Below are 15232 nucleotides of genomic sequence, written 5' to 3' on the forward strand. Positions count from 1 at the left end.
TTGGGTCCGGAAACGGGAAATGGGGAATGAGGAATCGTCGAAGCAAGTGCTTGGCGTCTGGAAGCGGACGGGCCGAATCGCTTTCGACGATGGCCCATTGCCGATTCCCGGCGACTCAGGGCTTCACCACCAGCCCGACCTTGCCCAGCTCGGTCTTGCCTTGCGCCGACAGTTTCTGCGCCTTGGCCGGCCATTCGAACGGAATCGTCAGCGTTTCGCGGCCGCCGACTTCGCGCGCGGCCTCGACCACCAGGGTGTAGCTGCCCGGGGCGAGATCGGCGAGCTGCTTGGAGCCGCCCTTGAAATTCACCGCGTGCTGGCCGACCGGGCGGGTCGCGCCGCTGACGCCGTCGACCGGCATGCTCAGGGTGCGGCCGCTGCGCCGCCACCACTGGCGCATGTCCTTGAGCCACTTGGTGCCTTCGCCGTTCTTCATGTCGACGTCGTACCAAACGAGCAGGTTGCTCGCCACGGTGTTGTCGGCCTTTTCGATCCAGGCGGCGACGTAGGGACGGTGGTACTCGGCCGCGTTGATGCGCGGCACTTCGATGTTGAGTTCCAGATCGGCGGCGAACGCCGGCAGCGGCAGGGTCAGCGCCGGAATCAGGATCTTGAACATGGACGGCTTCATGGAGCGCTCCGGAAAGTTGCGATGGATAGCGTTGGATTCTTCAATGCATGAACAAGACCACGATCAGCAACGGCAGCAACAGGCCCAGCGCCACCAGCGGCCAGGTCTTGCCGCGCTGGCGCGCGTGCAGTTGCAGCAGCCACAGGCCGGTCAGCGCGAACAGCAGGCAGGCCGCGGCGAACAGGTCGATGAACCAGCGCCACGCGGTGCCGGTGTTGCGGCCCTTGTGCAGGTCGTTGAGCCAGGCGATCCAGCCGCGGTCGGTGCGCTCGTATTCGATCGCGCCGCTCTCGCGGTCGATGCTGATCCAGGCGTCGCCGCCCGGACGCGGCAGCGACACGTAGACCTCGCCGTCGGACCACTCGCCCTTGCGCCCGTCGGCGCGAACGTCCAACGCATCGGCGAGCCAGTCGTTGACGTGGCCCGGCAGCGGCGCATCGGCCGCGCGCTCGCCCTGCAGGCTGCGCAGCAGGCTCTTGGGCAGGGTTTCCTTGAGGTTGACCACGCGCGGCTGCGATTCGATCTGCGCGGCGTGGTTGAGGGTGATGCCGGTGATCGAGAACAGCACCAGCGCGACCAGGCTCAGCGCGGCGCTGATCCAATGCCAGCGGTGCAGGGTCTTGAGCCAGTACGCGCGGCGGTTCGCGTCGGCGCCGGCGGACGCCGCGGCGCTCACGTCTGGCTCCAGCGGCGCAGCAGGTTGTGGTAGACGCCGGTGAGCTGGACCAGCGCCGGATGCTCGGGCACGTCGGCGTTGAGCCGGCGGATCGACACGTCGAGTTCGAACATCAGCCGCCGCTGCGAGTCTTCCGGCAGCAGGCTCTGGATCCAGAAGAACGAGGCCACGCGCGCGCCGCGGGTGACCGGGGTGACCCGGTGCAGGCTGGTGCCGGGATACAGCACCAGATCGCCGGCCGCGAGCTTGACGCTGTGCGCGCCGTAGGTGTCCTCGATCACCAGCTCGCCGCCGTCGTATTCCTCCGGCGCGCTGAGGAACAAGGTCGCGGACAGATCGGTGCGCACCGCGTCCATGCCGCCGCGGCTGCGGTCGTAGCGGATCGCGTTGTCGACGTGGAAGCCGAACGACTGCCCGCCGGCGTAGCGGTTGAACAGCGGCGGATACACGCGCTGCGGCAGGGCGGCGGAGAAGAAGGTGGAATTCTTGGACAGCGCGTCGAGGATCAGCGCGCCGAGTTCGCGCGCGGCCGGATCGGTCTCCGGCAACTGCGCGTTGTCCTTGGCCTTGGCCGATTGGTGGCCGGCGGTGATGCGTCCGTCGGCCCAGCCGGCCTGCTCCAGGCGCGCCCGGCAATGGGCGACCTGTTCGGCGGTGAGAACCTTGGGAACTTGCAGCAGCATGGTTACCTCGATGCGGCCGCCCGGAGGGCCCGGGCGGCGCGCGCGGCGGAGAGGCGTCGATTAGACCGTGAAGCCGGCGCCTCCCGCCACTTGGCTTGCGGTCAGAACGAGAAGTTGGCGCTCAGCACGACCTGGCGGCCGTCGCCCGGCGTGGCCCAGCCGTTGTTGCGGATGCGGGTGAAATATTCTTCGTCGGTCAGGTTGTTGACGTTGAGCTGCAGCTGGGCCTGACGGTTGATCTTGTAGGCGACCATCGCGCGGTGGGTCCAGTAGCTGCCGTAGGTGGTCAGCGGGCCGTTGACGTTGGTCGCGCTGTGCTGGGTCAGCCAGATCTTGCCCTGGTAGGTCGCGCCGTAGCCGATCTGCCACTTCGGGCTCAGGTCGTAGGTGGTCCACAGGCTGAAGGAGTGCTCCGGCACGTTCAGCAGGCGGTCGCCCTTGGTGAAGTCCTGGCCGAGCTGGGCCTGACGGTTCGACACGCCGCGCAGCACTTCGCTGTCGAGGAAGGCGTAGTTGGCGTACACGGCCCAGTTGTCGGCGATCAGGCCGGACAGGCCGAGCATGACGCCGTCGACGCGCGCGCGGCCGTCGAGCTGCTGCAGGCCCGAAGGATTCAGCGGATTGGCCGGGTCGGCGACCTTGTAGTTCTTGCGGTCGTTGCGGAACACCGAACCGGTCAGCGCGAGGCGGCCGTCGAGGAAGTCCCACTTGGTGCCGAGTTCGTAGCTGACCGCGGTTTCCGGGTCCACCGCGCAGTTCTGCGGCGTGCACGAACCGTTGACCGAGGCCTTCGACGGCGTCTTCGAGTTGCCGTAGGACAGATAGATGCTGCCGTTCTCGACCGGCTTGAACACCAGGCCGGCGCGGTAGGAGAACAGGTCGTCGTCGCTCTTGGTCGGCACGCCGTAACCGGTGATGGTGCCGATCGGCTGCGCCGGCAGCGGCTGGTTGGCGGCGGTCGGCGCCTGCACCACGTTGGCGGTGTTGGTCTTGCCTTCGTTGCGCTCGTAGCGCGCGCCCAGGCTCAGCTGCCACTGCTCGTTGAACTTGAGCGTGTCGAACACGTACAGCGCGCGGTTGTCGAGCTCGCCCTCGGTGCGGCCGGTGAGGGTGCGGTTGAGCGGGCCGCGGTAGATGTGGTCCGGGTTGGCGATGCTGGTCTGCGGCAGGCCCGCGAGGAACGGGTTGGTGCCGTTGGGGTTGCGGAAATCGCTGGTGACGTCGAGGTCGAACTTCTCGTGCAGGATCGAGAAGCCGGCGACGAGGTTGTGCTCGATCGAACCGGTGTTGAAGGTCGTGGTCAGGTCGGTCTGGGTGTACAGCGTGGTGTTGCGGGTGTCGCGGCCGTAACCGCGCGGGCCGCTGGGGCTGTAGTTGCCGGGACGGGTCGTACCGCAAGAGGTGCCGGTCGGCGTCAGGTTGTTGGCGAGGCACCAGGTGCCCTGCACCGCGTCGACCAGCGAGAACTGGTCGACCTGCTGCCAGCGGGTCAGATTGCGCAGCTTGAAGCGCTCGTTGAAGCTGTGCTCGATCACCGAGGTCAGCGCATCCAGCTTCACTTCCTGGCGGTCGATGTTGCTGTAGCCGTAGTAGTTGCCGCGGTCGATGCCCGGCAGCACGTCGCCGTTGAAGAACGGCAGGCCGTATTGCGGGGTGTTGTCGTCCTTCTGGTGCACGTAGCTGAGGGTCCAGGAGGTGTCGCCGCCGAGGCCGACGCCGAGCGAGGCGGCCACGCCCCAGCGCTGGTTCTCCTCGATGTCGCGGCCCGGCACGTCGTTCTGGTGCGCCATCGTGTTCAGGCGCAGCGCGGTGCCTTCGCCGAGGACGAAGTTGCTGTCGCTGGTGAAGCGCGCGTAGGCGTCGGTGCCGGCGGCGATCGAGGCCTTGTGGAATTCGTTGAGGCCGGCGGTCTTGCTGACGAGATTGACGGTGCCGCCGACCGAGCCGGCGCCGGAGTAGACCGAGTTCGCGCCGTTGACCACTTCCACCGATTCCAGGTTGAACGGATCGGTGCGGCTGTACAGGCCGCTGTCGCGCACGCCGTCGACGGTGATGTCGCTGGTGGCGTCGAAGCCGCGCAGGTTGATCTTGTCGCCGAAGCCGCCGCCGCCTTCGCCGGCGCCGAAGGTGATGCCCGGCAGGGTGCTGAGGATGTCCTGCAGCGACAGCAGGTTCTGGCCGTCGATGGTGTTGCGGTCGATCACGGTGATCGTCTGCGGGGTATCGCGCAGGTTCGCAGTGTACTTGCCGCTGCTGGCCTTCTGGACGCGGTGGCCGTGCACTTCCAGGCCTTGCACGTCCTTGGCCTGCGGCGCGGGCGCGGGCGCCGGGGCAGGCGCCGGAGCGGCGAAGCCGGGCAGGCTGATGACGAGGGCGAGCGCGCCGGCAAGCGGCGACACGACGAACTTCGTGGTCGACATGGGTATCTCTGGGGGACAGGAAAGGGCGGCGGCCCAGGGCCGCGTCAGGCGGCGATAATAATGAGATAGATTCTCATTTGCAACGAAAATTGAACGAACCCGGCGGCTTGTAACCGTTTTCGTCACATGGGTGTGCTTAATGCGGCGGCGAGCCGTGGCGGGTGTCGCGGTTTTGCCGGGGGATCGCTGGCGCTTGCAGCGGCTCCGGCCGGATTTGAGGGATCGGGCAAAAAAGCGTCGGGGCTGAAGCCCCTCCCACAAAAATCAGGTCGGACCCGAGGCTTGCAGGAGGGGCTTCAGCCCCGATGCTTTTTGTGGGAGGGAGCTTCAGCCCCGACGCTTTTGTTCCAGCGCTGCGCCGACGCGCTGAAGCCTCATTCGCGATCGTCGCGGGTCCACACCCCGCCGTCCTCGACCTTGACCGGAAACTTCGCCACCGGCTCGTACGCCGGCGCGCACAGCGGCCGCCCGTCGCGCACATCGAAGCGCGCGCCGTGCAGCACGCACTCGATGCTCGCCTCTTCGCCGTCGAAGGTGCCCGAGGACAGTTCGAAGTCCTCGTGCGAGCAGCGGTCTTCCAGCGCGTAGTAATCGCCGTCGTAGTTGCATACGAAGATCGCCGTGTCCCCGTCCCAGGCGACGGTGGATTCCCCCGGCAGCAATTGCGAGGTGGCGCAGACGAAGACCCAGTTGTCGCTCATGGGATGGTTTCCTGGCGGTGGCTTTGCTCGGAAGTCGGAGTGGGGAACCGGAAAACGGAGCGCGAGCGCTTCGTCGATTCCCGGTTCCCGGGAAAGAACGTCAGAACGTTTTTTCCAGAACCTCGAACCGCAGATCGTCGCGCTTGGGCTGGCCGAAACGCTCGTCGCCGTAAGGGAAAGGCTTGAGCTTGCCGGTGCGGACATAGCCGCGGCGCTGGTAGAACGCGATCAGCTCGTCGCGGATGTCGATCACGGTCATGCGCATCGCCGGCAGCGCCCAGTCTTCGCGGACCATGCGCTCGGCCTCGTCGATGACCTGCTTGCCGATGCCGCCGCCCTGCAGGGTCGGCTGCACCGAGAACATGCCGAAATAGCCGGCGCCTTCTTCCTCGGCGATATGCGCGCAGGCCAGCAACTGCGGCCGGCCGGCGTCGTCGGCGCGCTCGGCGATCAGGATCACGCTGCGCTCGCGCGCCAGGCAGGCGTGGATGTCGTCGGCGCCGGTGCGGCGGCCGTCGAGGAAATCGGCTTCGGTGGTCCAGCCGGCGCGGCTGGCGTCGCCGCGGTACGCCGATTCGACCAGCGCGATCAGCGCGTCGGTGTCGGCCTGGGTGGCATGGCGGAACAGCAGGGGGGCGGCGTGGGTCATGGGCGGCGGCCGGGTAGGGGAGGCGATGTTAGTACGGAATCGGCCGGCGCCGGCGGCCAGGCCGCGGGCGCCGGCGTTGAGTGCCGCAGCCGCCGCTCAGGCCAGCAGCTTGCGCACCTTGTTCAAGGCGGCGACGAAAGCGTCGATCTCCTCGAAGGTGTTGTAGTAGGCCAGCGAGGCGCGGCAGGTCGCCGGCACGCCGAAATGCTGCATCAGCGGGTGCGCGCAGTGGTGGCCGGAGCGGATCGCCACGCCTTCCAGATCGAGCAGGGTGGCCAGGTCGTGGGCGTGCGCGCCCTCGATCAGGAAGCTCACCACCGCGGCCTTGCCCGGCGCGGTGCCGAACACGCGCAGGCCGGGCACTTCGGCCAGCGCGGCGTTGAAGCGCTGCAACAGCGCCTGCTCGCGCGCCTCGATGTTGGCCATGCCGAGCGCGGACAGGTAATCGACCGCGGCGCCGAGGCCGGCGAAGCCGGCGATGTTCGGCGTGCCGGCTTCGAAGCGGCGCGGCGCGTCGGCGAACACGGTGCCTTCGAAGCGCACTTCCTTGATCATCTCGCCGCCGCCGATGAACGGCGGCATTGCGTCGAGGTGCTCGCGCCGCGCCCACAGCGCGCCGGTGCCGGTCGGGCCGCTCATCTTGTGGCCGGTGACGACGTAGAAATCGCAGCCGATCGCGGCGATGTCGAGCGCCAGGTGCGGCGCCGCCTGCGAACCGTCGATCAGGGTGGCGATGCCGCGCTTGCGCGCTTCGCGGCAGATCTCGCGCACCGGGTTGACCGTGCCGAGCACGTTGGAGACGTGGGTCAGCGCCAGCAGCTTCACGTCCGGCGTCAGCAGCGAATACAACTGGTCGAGATCGAGCCGGCCGGAGTCGTCGATCTCGGCGACCTTGATGACCGCGCCGGTGCGCTGCGCGACCAACTGCCACGGCACGATGTTGGCGTGGTGCTCCATGCGCGTGAGCACGATCGCGTCGCCGGCCTTGAGCCGCGGCAGCGCCCACGAATAAGCGACCAGATTGATCGCGAAGGTCGTGCCGCTGCACAGCACCAGTTCGTCGCCGCGCACGTTGAGGAAGCGCGCCAGCTTGGCCCGCGCGCCTTCGTAAGCCTCGGTGGCCTCGGTGCCGAGCGTATGCACGGCGCGGCTGACGTTGGCGTTGTGGCGGCGGTAGAACTCGTCGACGGTGTCGATCACCGCATTGGGCTTCTGCCCGGTGTTGGCCGAGTCGAAATAGATCAGCGGCTTGCCGTGGACTTCGCGGGTCAGCACCGGGAAGTCGGCGCGCACGGCGGCCCAGTCGATGGCGGGGGTGGAGGCGGGGGTAGCGACGTTCATCGTGATCCCGGGGAGCTAGGAGTTAGCGGTGAGGAGTTAGGAGATAGCTGGAGTGTCAGGACGATGGCTTTCGCTATCTCCTAACTCCTGACCGCTATCTCCTGACTTCAAGCGGATTGCAGCCGTTCCAGCGCCAGATTCAGCCGCACTTCGAGCATCGCGCGCACGCTTTCGTCCTCGATCACCGCGACGGTTTCGCGGCAGAACGCGGCGGTCAGCAGGGCGCGCGCGGCCTCGGCCGGCACGCCGCGCGAGCGCAGGTAGAACAGCGCGTTTTCGTCGAGCTGGCCGACGGTGGCGCCGTGCGCGGCCTGCACTTCGTCGGCATGGATCTCCAGCACCGGCTGGGTGTCGATCTCGGCGCCTTCGTTGAGCAGCAGGTTCTTGTTCGACAGGTCGGCGTTGCTGCCGTCGGCGCCTTCGCGGATCAGGATGCCGCCGTGGAAGGCGGCGCGCGAACGGCCGGCGCCGAGGCCGCGCCAGACCAGTTCGCACTGAGTATCGCGGCCGACGTGGTCGATCCCCAGGCGGGTGTCGAGATGCCGGCGGCCGGTCGCCAGCAGCACGCCGTTGGCGTGGACCTGCGCGCCTTCGCCGTGCAGCGCGGCGTTGAGTTCGTGGCGGCTCAGCGCGGCGCCCAGTTCCAGGTCGAGGCGGCGGTACTGCGCGGCGCGCGCCAGCACCGCGTCGGTGCGCGCGATCACGGTCGCGCCGAGCGCCTCGTCCTGCACCCGCGCGTGCGCGAGCTGCGCGTCGGGCGCGAGGTGGACGTGGGTCAGGCTGTTGCCGAGATGGTTGTGGATGTCGCTGGCCAGATGATGCTCGACCACGCTCAGGCTCGCGCCCTCGCGCAGTTCGATCAGATGGCGCAGGTGCCAGGCGCGGTCGCCGTCGCTGGGGCTGCCGACGAATACCAGGTGCACCGGCGTCGCGGCGCGCACGCCGGCGTCCACGCGCAGCACCGCGCCTTCGTCGGCCAATGCGGCGTTGAGGCGGGCGAACACTTCGTCGGCGCGCTCGAAGCGGCGGGCGAGGAAGTTGGCTTCGCGCGCGTCGCCGGCGTCGAGCACCTGCGACAGCGGTTGCAGGCTCACCCCCGCCGGCAGGCCGGACAGGTCGGTGTGGGCGGCATCGAAGCGGCCGTTGTGGAAGACGATGCGCGGCGCCGGAATGCCGGCGACCGCGGCGGCGTCGAACGCCGCGGGCGCGGCGTCGGCGGCGGCGAACGTGCGGCGTTCCAGCGAACGCAGCGGGGTGTACTTCCAGGCTTCGGTGCGCGGACCGGGCAGGCCGTCGCGCAGCGCGGCGTCGAGCGCGGCGCGGCGGGTCTGGCCGAGGCCGGCGGCTTCGCGCGCGGGCAGGGCGTCGAAGGCGGAAGCGAAGGCTTCGAGCAGTGCGCTCATCGGCGGGTCTCCTGTGCTCGCGGCGCGGTCAAGCCGCGCTCTCCGGCGCCATCCGGTCCTTGAGCCAGGCGTAGCCGTGCGCTTCCAGCTCCAGCGCCAGCTCTGCGCCGCCGGTCTCGACGATGCGGCCGTCGGCCAGCACGTGGACCACGTCGGGCTTGATGTAATCGAGCAGGCGCTGGTAGTGGGTGATGACCAGGAACGCGCGCTCGGACGAGCGCAGCGCGTTGACGCCGTCGGCGACCGCCTTGAGCGCGTCGATGTCCAGGCCCGAATCGGTTTCGTCGAGGATCGCCAGACGCGGTTCGAGCAGCGCCAGCTGGAAGATCTCGTTGCGCTTCTTCTCGCCGCCGCTGAAGCCTTCGTTGACGCCGCGGTGCAGCAGTTCGTCCTTCAGGTGCAGCACGGCGAGCTTCTCGCGCACCAGCTTCAGGAACTGCATCGAATCCAGTTCCGCCTCGCCGCGCGCCTTGCGCTGGGCGTTGAGCGCGGCGCGCAGGAAGTAGGTGTTGTTGACGCCGGGGATTTCGACCGGGTACTGGAACGCCAGGAACACGCCGGCGGCGGCGCGTTCTTCGGGTTCCAGCGCGAGCAGGTCGCGGCCGTCGAACTCGACGCTGCCGGCGGTGACCTCGTAGCCCTCGCGCCCGGCCAGCACGTTGCCGAGCGTGGACTTGCCGGCGCCGTTCGGGCCCATGATGGCGTGCACCTGGCCGGGGATCAGCTCCAGGGTCAGGCCCTTGAGGATTTCCTTGCCGGCGACGGAGACGTGGAGGTTTTCGATCTTGAGCATCGTTATCTATCCAATGGGTTCGCCGTTGCGCATCGGCCACCGGCTTGATCTTTAGCCCCTCTCCCGCGTGCGGGAGAGGGGTTGGGGTGAGGGCTCGCGCGCCCTCATCCGCCCTTCGGGCACCTTCTCCCGCGCCCCGAAGGAAGTCACCTTGGGTGGCAAGCGGGAGAAGGGAGAGCGTCAGCCGACGCTGCCTTCCAGGCTCACTTCCAGCAGCTTCTTGGCCTCGACCGCGAATTCCATCGGCAGCTCGCGGAACACGCTCTTGCAGAAGCCGTCGACGATCATCGACACCGCGTCTTCCTCGCCGATGCCGCGCGAGCGGCAATAGAACAGCTGGTCTTCGCTGATCTTGGAGGTGGTCGCCTCGTGCTCGACGGTGGCGTCGGGGCGCTTGACCTCGATGTACGGGAAGGTATGCGCGCCGCACTTCTTGCCGATCAGCAGGCTGTCGCACTGGGTATGGTTGCGCGCGCCGGCGGCGTTCTTCTCCACTTTGACCAGGCCGCGGTAGGTGTTCTGGCCGCGGCCGGCGCTGATGCCCTTGCTGATGATCTTGCTCTTGGTGCGCTTGCCGATGTGGATCATCTTGGTGCCGGTGTCGGCCTGCTGGCGGTGATGGGTCAGCGCGACCGAATAGAACTCGCCGACCGAATCGTCGCCCAGCAGCACGCACGACGGGTACTTCCAGGTGATCGCCGAACCGGTCTCGACCTGGGTCCAGCTGATCTTGCTGCGCGCGCCGCGGCATTCGCCGCGCTTGGTCACGAAGTTGTAGATGCCGCCGCGGCCTTCCTCGTCGCCCGGGTACCAGTTCTGCACCGTGGAGTACTTGATCTCCGCGTCTTCCAGCGCGACCAGCTCGACCACCGCCGCGTGCAGCTGGTTCTCGTCGCGCATCGGCGCGGTGCAGCCTTCGAGATAAGACACATAGGCCTGGTCTTCGCACACGATCAAGGTGCGCTCGAACTGGCCGGTGTGGCCGGCGTTGATGCGGAAATAGGTGCTCAGCTCCATCGGGCAGCGCACGCCCTTGGGGATGAACACGAAGCTGCCGTCGGAGAACACCGCCGAGTTCAGCGCGGCGAAGTAGTTGTCGCCGACCGGCACGACGCTGCCGAGGTACTTCTGCACCAGTTCGGGATGTTCGCGGATGGCCTCGGACATCGAGCAGAAAATGACGCCCTTCTCGGCCAGTTCCTTGCGGAAGGTGGTGCCGACCGAGACCGAGTCGAACACCGCGTCGACCGCGACGCCGGCGAGGCGCGCGCGCTCGTGCAGCGGCACGCCGAGCTTGTCGTAGGTGTCGAGCAGTTCCTGCGGCACTTCGCCGAGCGAGTTGTACTTGGCCTTCGGCGCGCTGTAGTAGCTCAGCGCCTGGAAGTCGATCGGAGCGATGTTGAGCTTGGCCCAGTGCGGCATCGGCATGGTCAGCCAATGGCGGTAGGCGGCCAGGCGCCAGTCGGTCATCCACTGAGGCTCGTTCTTCTTGGCCGACAGCGCGCGCACCGTGTCTTCGTCCAGGCCGGGCGGCAGGCTGTCGGATTCGATGTCGGTGACGAAGCCGGCTTCGTAGCGGCGGCCCAATTGCTCGTGGATCTCACGATTGGCGATGTCGCCCGCCTGCGCGGGAACGGTCTTGATGTCGGTGGCCATGGCGGCTGCCTACTGTCTATGCGCCGGCCAGGCGCAGGTCGATGCGCTTGGCGGTGGCGGCTGTTTCGGTTGGAAAAGAGGGAGCGAGCATCTGCGCGAGGGTCACGTTGCTGAGCGCTTCGACCACGACGTCGTTGATCCGGCGCCAGTTGGCGCGCACGCCGCACTGGCTTTCCAGGCCGCACTGGCCTTCGTGCAGGCTGCATTCGGTCATGCCGAGCGGGCCTTCCATCGCCTCGACGATCTCGATCAGGCCGATCTCGTCGGCCGGGCGGGCCAGGCGGTAACCGCCGTTGGCGCCGCGGAAGCCTTCGACCAGGCCGGCTTGGGCCAGCGGCTTGAGCACCTTGCTGACCGTCGGCGCTTCCAGGCCCGCGCGCTCGGCCAGTTCGGCCGCGCTGAGGACGCGGTCGTGCTGGGCCGCCAGGACGGTCAGGACGACCGTGGCGTAGTCGGTGAGCTTGGTGACGCGGAGCATCGGCGTGGGGGCGCTGAAGGGCTGGCGGGAATTCGTACCGAAATTGTACGGTTTTATTGCCGCCGAGGCCAGCCGGGGGTTTTGCGCTATTCATCGGTAGGTCCCGGGGCGGTTCGCGGCGGGGCGCGGCGGCCGCGGCGTTCAGGCTCGCGCGCGCCGCGCGCCCGGAAAGGCGACCTTGGCGATAGCGGCCGACCGCCCGGGCAGGCGAGAATGCGCGCTCGTCATTTTGGGAATCGTCATGCCGCGCAAGATCGCCGCCCGTCGTTCAGCCATCCACGGCAACGGCGTATTCGCCGTCGCCCCGATCGCCAAGGGCGAACGCGTCATCGAGTACAAGGGCCGCCGACGCACCCACGAGGAAGCCGACGCCGGCGACACCGGCGATGCCGACTCCGGCCACACCTTCCTGTTCACCCTCAACGACGAATACGTCATCGACGCCAATTACGAGGGCAACACGGCGCGCTGGATCAACCACAGCTGCTCGCCGAACTGCGAGGCGGTGCTGAACGAGGACGACGGCGACGACCGCCGCCTGGACCAGGTGTTCATCGAGGCGATCCGCGACATCGCCCCGGGCGAGGAGCTGTCGTACAACTACGGCATCACCCTGGCCGAGAAGCACACCAAGGAACTGAAGAAGATCTGGGAGTGCCGCTGCGGTTCGCCGGATTGCACCGGGACCATGCTGCAGCCGAAGAAGGACAAGAAAAAGAAGAAGAAAGACAAGGACAAGAAGAAGGACAAGAAAAAGAAGAAGGACAAGAAGGGCAAGAAGGATTGAGGTCGCGGCGCCGCCGGCGCCGGCCCAAGTTGTTCCCTGGTTTTCCCTTCTCCCGCTTGCGGGAGAAGGTGGCCCGAAGGGCCGGATGAGGGCCGCGCAGCCGCCCGCCCTCACCCCAACCCCTCTCCCGTAGACGGGAGAGGGACTTGAAGCGGAGGGCTTCAAGCAAGCCCCAGCTGGCCGATTGCGCAAACTCCCCACGCAACTTCGCCCGCGTACGAAGGTCCGATTCCCGTACCCCCGGCGCGCCAGGACACTGCGATGTATTCGCCGCCACGCCGCGCTAACGCGGCGCGGCGACAATGGCCGCCGGCTCGCCGTCGCGGCGCTCTCTTTCCGCATCGTCCAGGAGTGGTTGCATGAGTTCGATCCAAGGCAAAGTCGCCGTCGTCACCGGTGCCGCGAGCGGCATCGGCAAAGAAATCGCCCATGAGCTGGCCCGCGCCGGCGCCGCCATCGCGATCGCCGACCTCAACCAAGCCGGCGCGCAGGCGGTGGCCGACGAAATCGTCGCTGCCGGCGGCCGCGCCATCGGCGTGGCGATGGACGTCACCGACGAGGCCGCGGTCAACGCCGGCATCGAGCGCGTGGCCGCCGAACTCGGCGGCATCGACATCCTGATCTCCAACGCCGGCATCCAGATCGTCAACCCGATCGAGAACTACGCCTTCGCCGACTGGAAGAAGATGCTCGCGATCCATCTCGACGGCGCGTTCCTGACCACCAAGGCCGCGCTGCCGCACATGTACAAAGGCGACAAGGGCGGCGTCGTCATCTACATGGGCTCGGTCCATTCGCACGAAGCCTCGCCGCTGAAGTCGGCCTATGTCACCGCCAAGCACGGCCTGCTCGGCCTGTCGCGGGTGCTGGCGAAGGAAGGCGCCAAGCACAACGTGCGCAGCCACGTGGTCTGCCCGGGCTTCGTGCGCACGCCGCTGGTCGACAAGCAGATTCCCGAACAAGCCAAGGAACTGGGCATCAGCGAGGATGAGGTGATCAAGAAGGTCATGCTCGGCAACACCGTCGACGGCGTGTTCACCACGGTGCAGGACGTGGCGCAGACGGTGCGCTTCCTGGCCGAGTTCCCGAGCGCGGCGCTGACCGGCCAGAGCTTCGTGGTCAGCCACGGCTGGTACATGCAGTAAACGCCGGCAGTAAACGCCGGCAGTAAACCGCCCGCCGTAAACCGCCCGTGCGCGAGGGCCTTCAGGCCCGGTGCCTCCCGATCCGATGGCTGGAATGGGAACACAGGCATCGGGCCTGAAGGCCCTCGCGCGAATGGAGGCCGCCATGCCCGCTCCGCGCAAGACCAGGACCGCCGCCCGCAAGACCGCCGCCGCGCCGCGCGCGCCGGCCAAGCGCGAGCCCCAGCCGGCCGCGCCGGCGAAAAAAGACCCGCCGTCGAAGCAGCCGGCGCGCAAGGAACCGCCCAAACGCAAGCCCGGCGACGCCTCGCGCGCCGCGGGCGCGCCGGCCCGCGCGCGCCGCGCGCAAGCGCCCGCACCCGCGAGCCCGCGTCAGGCCCGCCGCGCCGAAGCGGTCGAACGCGCCAGCGACGAATCGGTCCAGCGCGTGCAGGACGCGGCGCCGGCCTTGCCCGAAAACATCGCCCTGGTCCTGCAAGGCGGCGGCGCGCTCGGCGCCTACCAGGCCGGCGTCTACCAGGGCCTGTTCGAAGCCGGGATCGCGCCGAACTGGATCGCCGGCATCTCGATCGGCGCGTTCAACACCGCGATCATCGCCGGCAACCCGCCGGAAAAACGCATGGCCGCGCTGCGCGAGTTCTGGGACACGATCTCGCGCCCGAACGTGTTTCCCGCGACCACGCTCGGCCAGGAAGCGCGCTTCGACGGCATCGACGCCGACACCCGCGCCTGGCTCGACACCTGGGAAGCCTGGCGCGCGCTGATCGAAGGCCAGCGCGGCTTCTACCAGCCGCGCGCGTGGCTCGGCCCCGATCCGTCGCTGTGGTCGGGCGGCCAGCCCGGCCCCGCCGCGGCGAGTTTTTACGACACCTCGCCGATGATCGCCACGCTCGAGCGGCTGGTCGATTTCGACCGTTTGAACGACGGCGGCATCCGCGTCAGCGTCGGCGCGGTCAACGTGCGCAGCGGCAACCTGGAGTATTTCGACAACACCCAGATGCGCCTGGACGCGCGCCACATCCTCGCCTCCGGCGCGCTGCCGCCGGCATTCCCGGCGATCGAGATCGACGGCGAGTTCTACTGGGACGGCGGGCTGGTCTCGAACACGCCGCTGTCGCAGGTGCTGACCGCCAGCCCGCGCCGCGACACCCTGGTGTTCCAGGTCGACCTGTGGAACGCGCGCGGCGAGCTGCCGCAGAACCTGCTCGACGTGGCCGAACGGCAGAAGGAAATCCAGTATTCCAGCCGCACCCGCCTGATCACCGACACCCAGCGCGTGTTCCAGCACTACCGCCGGCTGCTGCGCGAACTGCTGGAGGAGATTCCCGAGGACGTGCGCAAGTCCAATCCCTGGGCGCAGCACGCGGCCGAACTGGCCTGCGACCGGCGCTACAGCGTGATCCACCTGATCTATCGCGACAAAGCGAAAATCGGCCACTTCAAGGACTATCAGTTCGGGCGCGTGGCGATGCGCGAGCATTGGCTGTCGGGGCGCAGCGATATCGCCCGGGCCTTGAGCCATCCGGACTGGCTGCAACTGCCGCACGGCGAAGCGGCGTTCGTGGCGCACGACGCGACTGCGTCCTGAGCGCGTCGCGCGTGTGCCCCCTGTAGGAGCGGCGCGAGCCGCGACCGCGCCCGTTCACGCTGGCGGCGCGAGCCCGATGCCCCGCGGTCGCGACTCGCGTCGCTCCTACAGGGATGGCTCCGCGGCTTGCGCCGGCTGACCTTTGTCATCGCACGGCCGTGCGGCCGCCTGAGCGTCGCTCCCAATGGCTCCGATGCGCTCCGGCCGCCGAGGGTTGCCATGACTTACGCCATTTAGCGCAAACCCATCGCCCCGCTAGTCTGCGCGCCGTCGCGGTGCCG

The 15232-nt window shown here is 68.2% G+C and carries 13 protein-coding genes and 1 pseudogene; 3 read left to right on the forward strand and 11 right to left on the reverse strand.

Annotated features, from left to right (window positions below; genetic code table 11):
• Positions 1-115: 115 nt before the first annotated feature.
• From JHW38_RS22770 to JHW38_RS22820, 11 genes are all read right to left on the reverse strand, one after another.
• Positions 116-631 (reverse strand): DUF2271 domain-containing protein, encoded by a 516-nt coding sequence (locus JHW38_RS22770; RefSeq protein WP_207523562.1) that lies wholly within the window; start codon positions 629-631, stop codon positions 116-118.
• Between the two features lie 40 nt (positions 632-671).
• Positions 672-1307, reverse strand: coding sequence for a PepSY-associated TM helix domain-containing protein (locus JHW38_RS22775; protein WP_207523563.1), 636 nt, complete (start codon positions 1305-1307; stop codon positions 672-674).
• Entirely contained in the window at positions 1304-1990 is a 687-nt protein-coding gene (locus JHW38_RS22780) for a Fe2+-dependent dioxygenase (RefSeq protein WP_207523564.1), read from the reverse strand. Before JHW38_RS22780 ends, JHW38_RS22775 begins: the two co-directional genes overlap by 4 nt.
• A 101-nt stretch (positions 1991-2091) precedes the next feature.
• Positions 2092-4410, reverse strand: coding sequence for a TonB-dependent receptor (locus tag JHW38_RS22785; protein WP_207523565.1), 2319 nt, complete (start codon positions 4408-4410; stop codon positions 2092-2094).
• Positions 4411-4784: 374 nt separating this feature from the next.
• Positions 4785-5111, reverse strand: a complete 327-nt coding sequence (locus JHW38_RS22790) for a Rieske (2Fe-2S) protein (RefSeq protein ID WP_096379523.1) — start codon at positions 5109-5111, stop codon at positions 4785-4787.
• A gap of 100 nt (positions 5112-5211) precedes the next feature.
• The gene (locus JHW38_RS22795; protein WP_207523566.1) at positions 5212-5760 is read right to left on the reverse strand and encodes a GNAT family N-acetyltransferase; all 549 of its coding nucleotides are present in this window, start codon (positions 5758-5760) and stop codon (positions 5212-5214) included.
• Positions 5761-5856: 96 nt separating this feature from the next.
• Positions 5857-7101: a cysteine desulfurase gene (locus tag JHW38_RS22800; RefSeq protein ID WP_207523567.1), complete on the reverse strand. Its 1245-nt coding sequence runs from the start codon at positions 7099-7101 to the stop codon at positions 5857-5859.
• 107 nt (positions 7102-7208) lie between these two features.
• Complete coding sequence (gene sufD, locus JHW38_RS22805; RefSeq protein ID WP_207523568.1) at positions 7209-8504, reverse strand: Fe-S cluster assembly protein SufD; 1296 nt, start codon at positions 8502-8504, stop codon at positions 7209-7211.
• Positions 8505-8532: 28 nt separating this feature from the next.
• Positions 8533-9297, reverse strand: coding sequence for a Fe-S cluster assembly ATPase SufC (gene sufC, locus JHW38_RS22810; protein WP_207523569.1), 765 nt, complete (start codon positions 9295-9297; stop codon positions 8533-8535).
• Positions 9298-9477: 180 nt separating this feature from the next.
• The gene (gene sufB, locus JHW38_RS22815) at positions 9478-10953 is read right to left on the reverse strand and encodes a Fe-S cluster assembly protein SufB (RefSeq protein WP_207523570.1); all 1476 of its coding nucleotides are present in this window, start codon (positions 10951-10953) and stop codon (positions 9478-9480) included.
• A 16-nt stretch (positions 10954-10969) separates the two neighbouring features.
• On the reverse strand, positions 10970-11431 hold the full coding sequence (locus JHW38_RS22820) for an SUF system Fe-S cluster assembly regulator (protein WP_207523571.1): 462 nt from the start codon (positions 11429-11431) through the stop codon (positions 10970-10972).
• 241 nt (positions 11432-11672) lie between these two features.
• Between JHW38_RS22820 and JHW38_RS22825 the strand changes: the two are divergent.
• The 3 genes and pseudogenes from JHW38_RS22825 to JHW38_RS22835 all read left to right on the forward strand — a co-directional run.
• Positions 11673-12137 (forward strand): annotated as a pseudogene (locus JHW38_RS22825) (SET domain-containing protein); the annotation flags it as partial.
• A gap of 440 nt (positions 12138-12577) precedes the next feature.
• Positions 12578-13363 (forward strand): 3-hydroxybutyrate dehydrogenase, encoded by a 786-nt coding sequence (locus JHW38_RS22830; protein ID WP_207523573.1) that lies wholly within the window; start codon positions 12578-12580, stop codon positions 13361-13363.
• 145 nt (positions 13364-13508) lie between these two features.
• Positions 13509-14951: a DUF3734 domain-containing protein gene (locus JHW38_RS22835; protein WP_207523574.1), complete on the forward strand. Its 1443-nt coding sequence runs from the start codon at positions 13509-13511 to the stop codon at positions 14949-14951.
• Positions 14952-15232 lie beyond the last annotated feature (281 nt).

The organism is Lysobacter enzymogenes (genome assembly GCF_017355525.1).
Classification (GTDB): domain Bacteria; phylum Pseudomonadota; class Gammaproteobacteria; order Xanthomonadales; family Xanthomonadaceae; genus Lysobacter; species Lysobacter enzymogenes_C.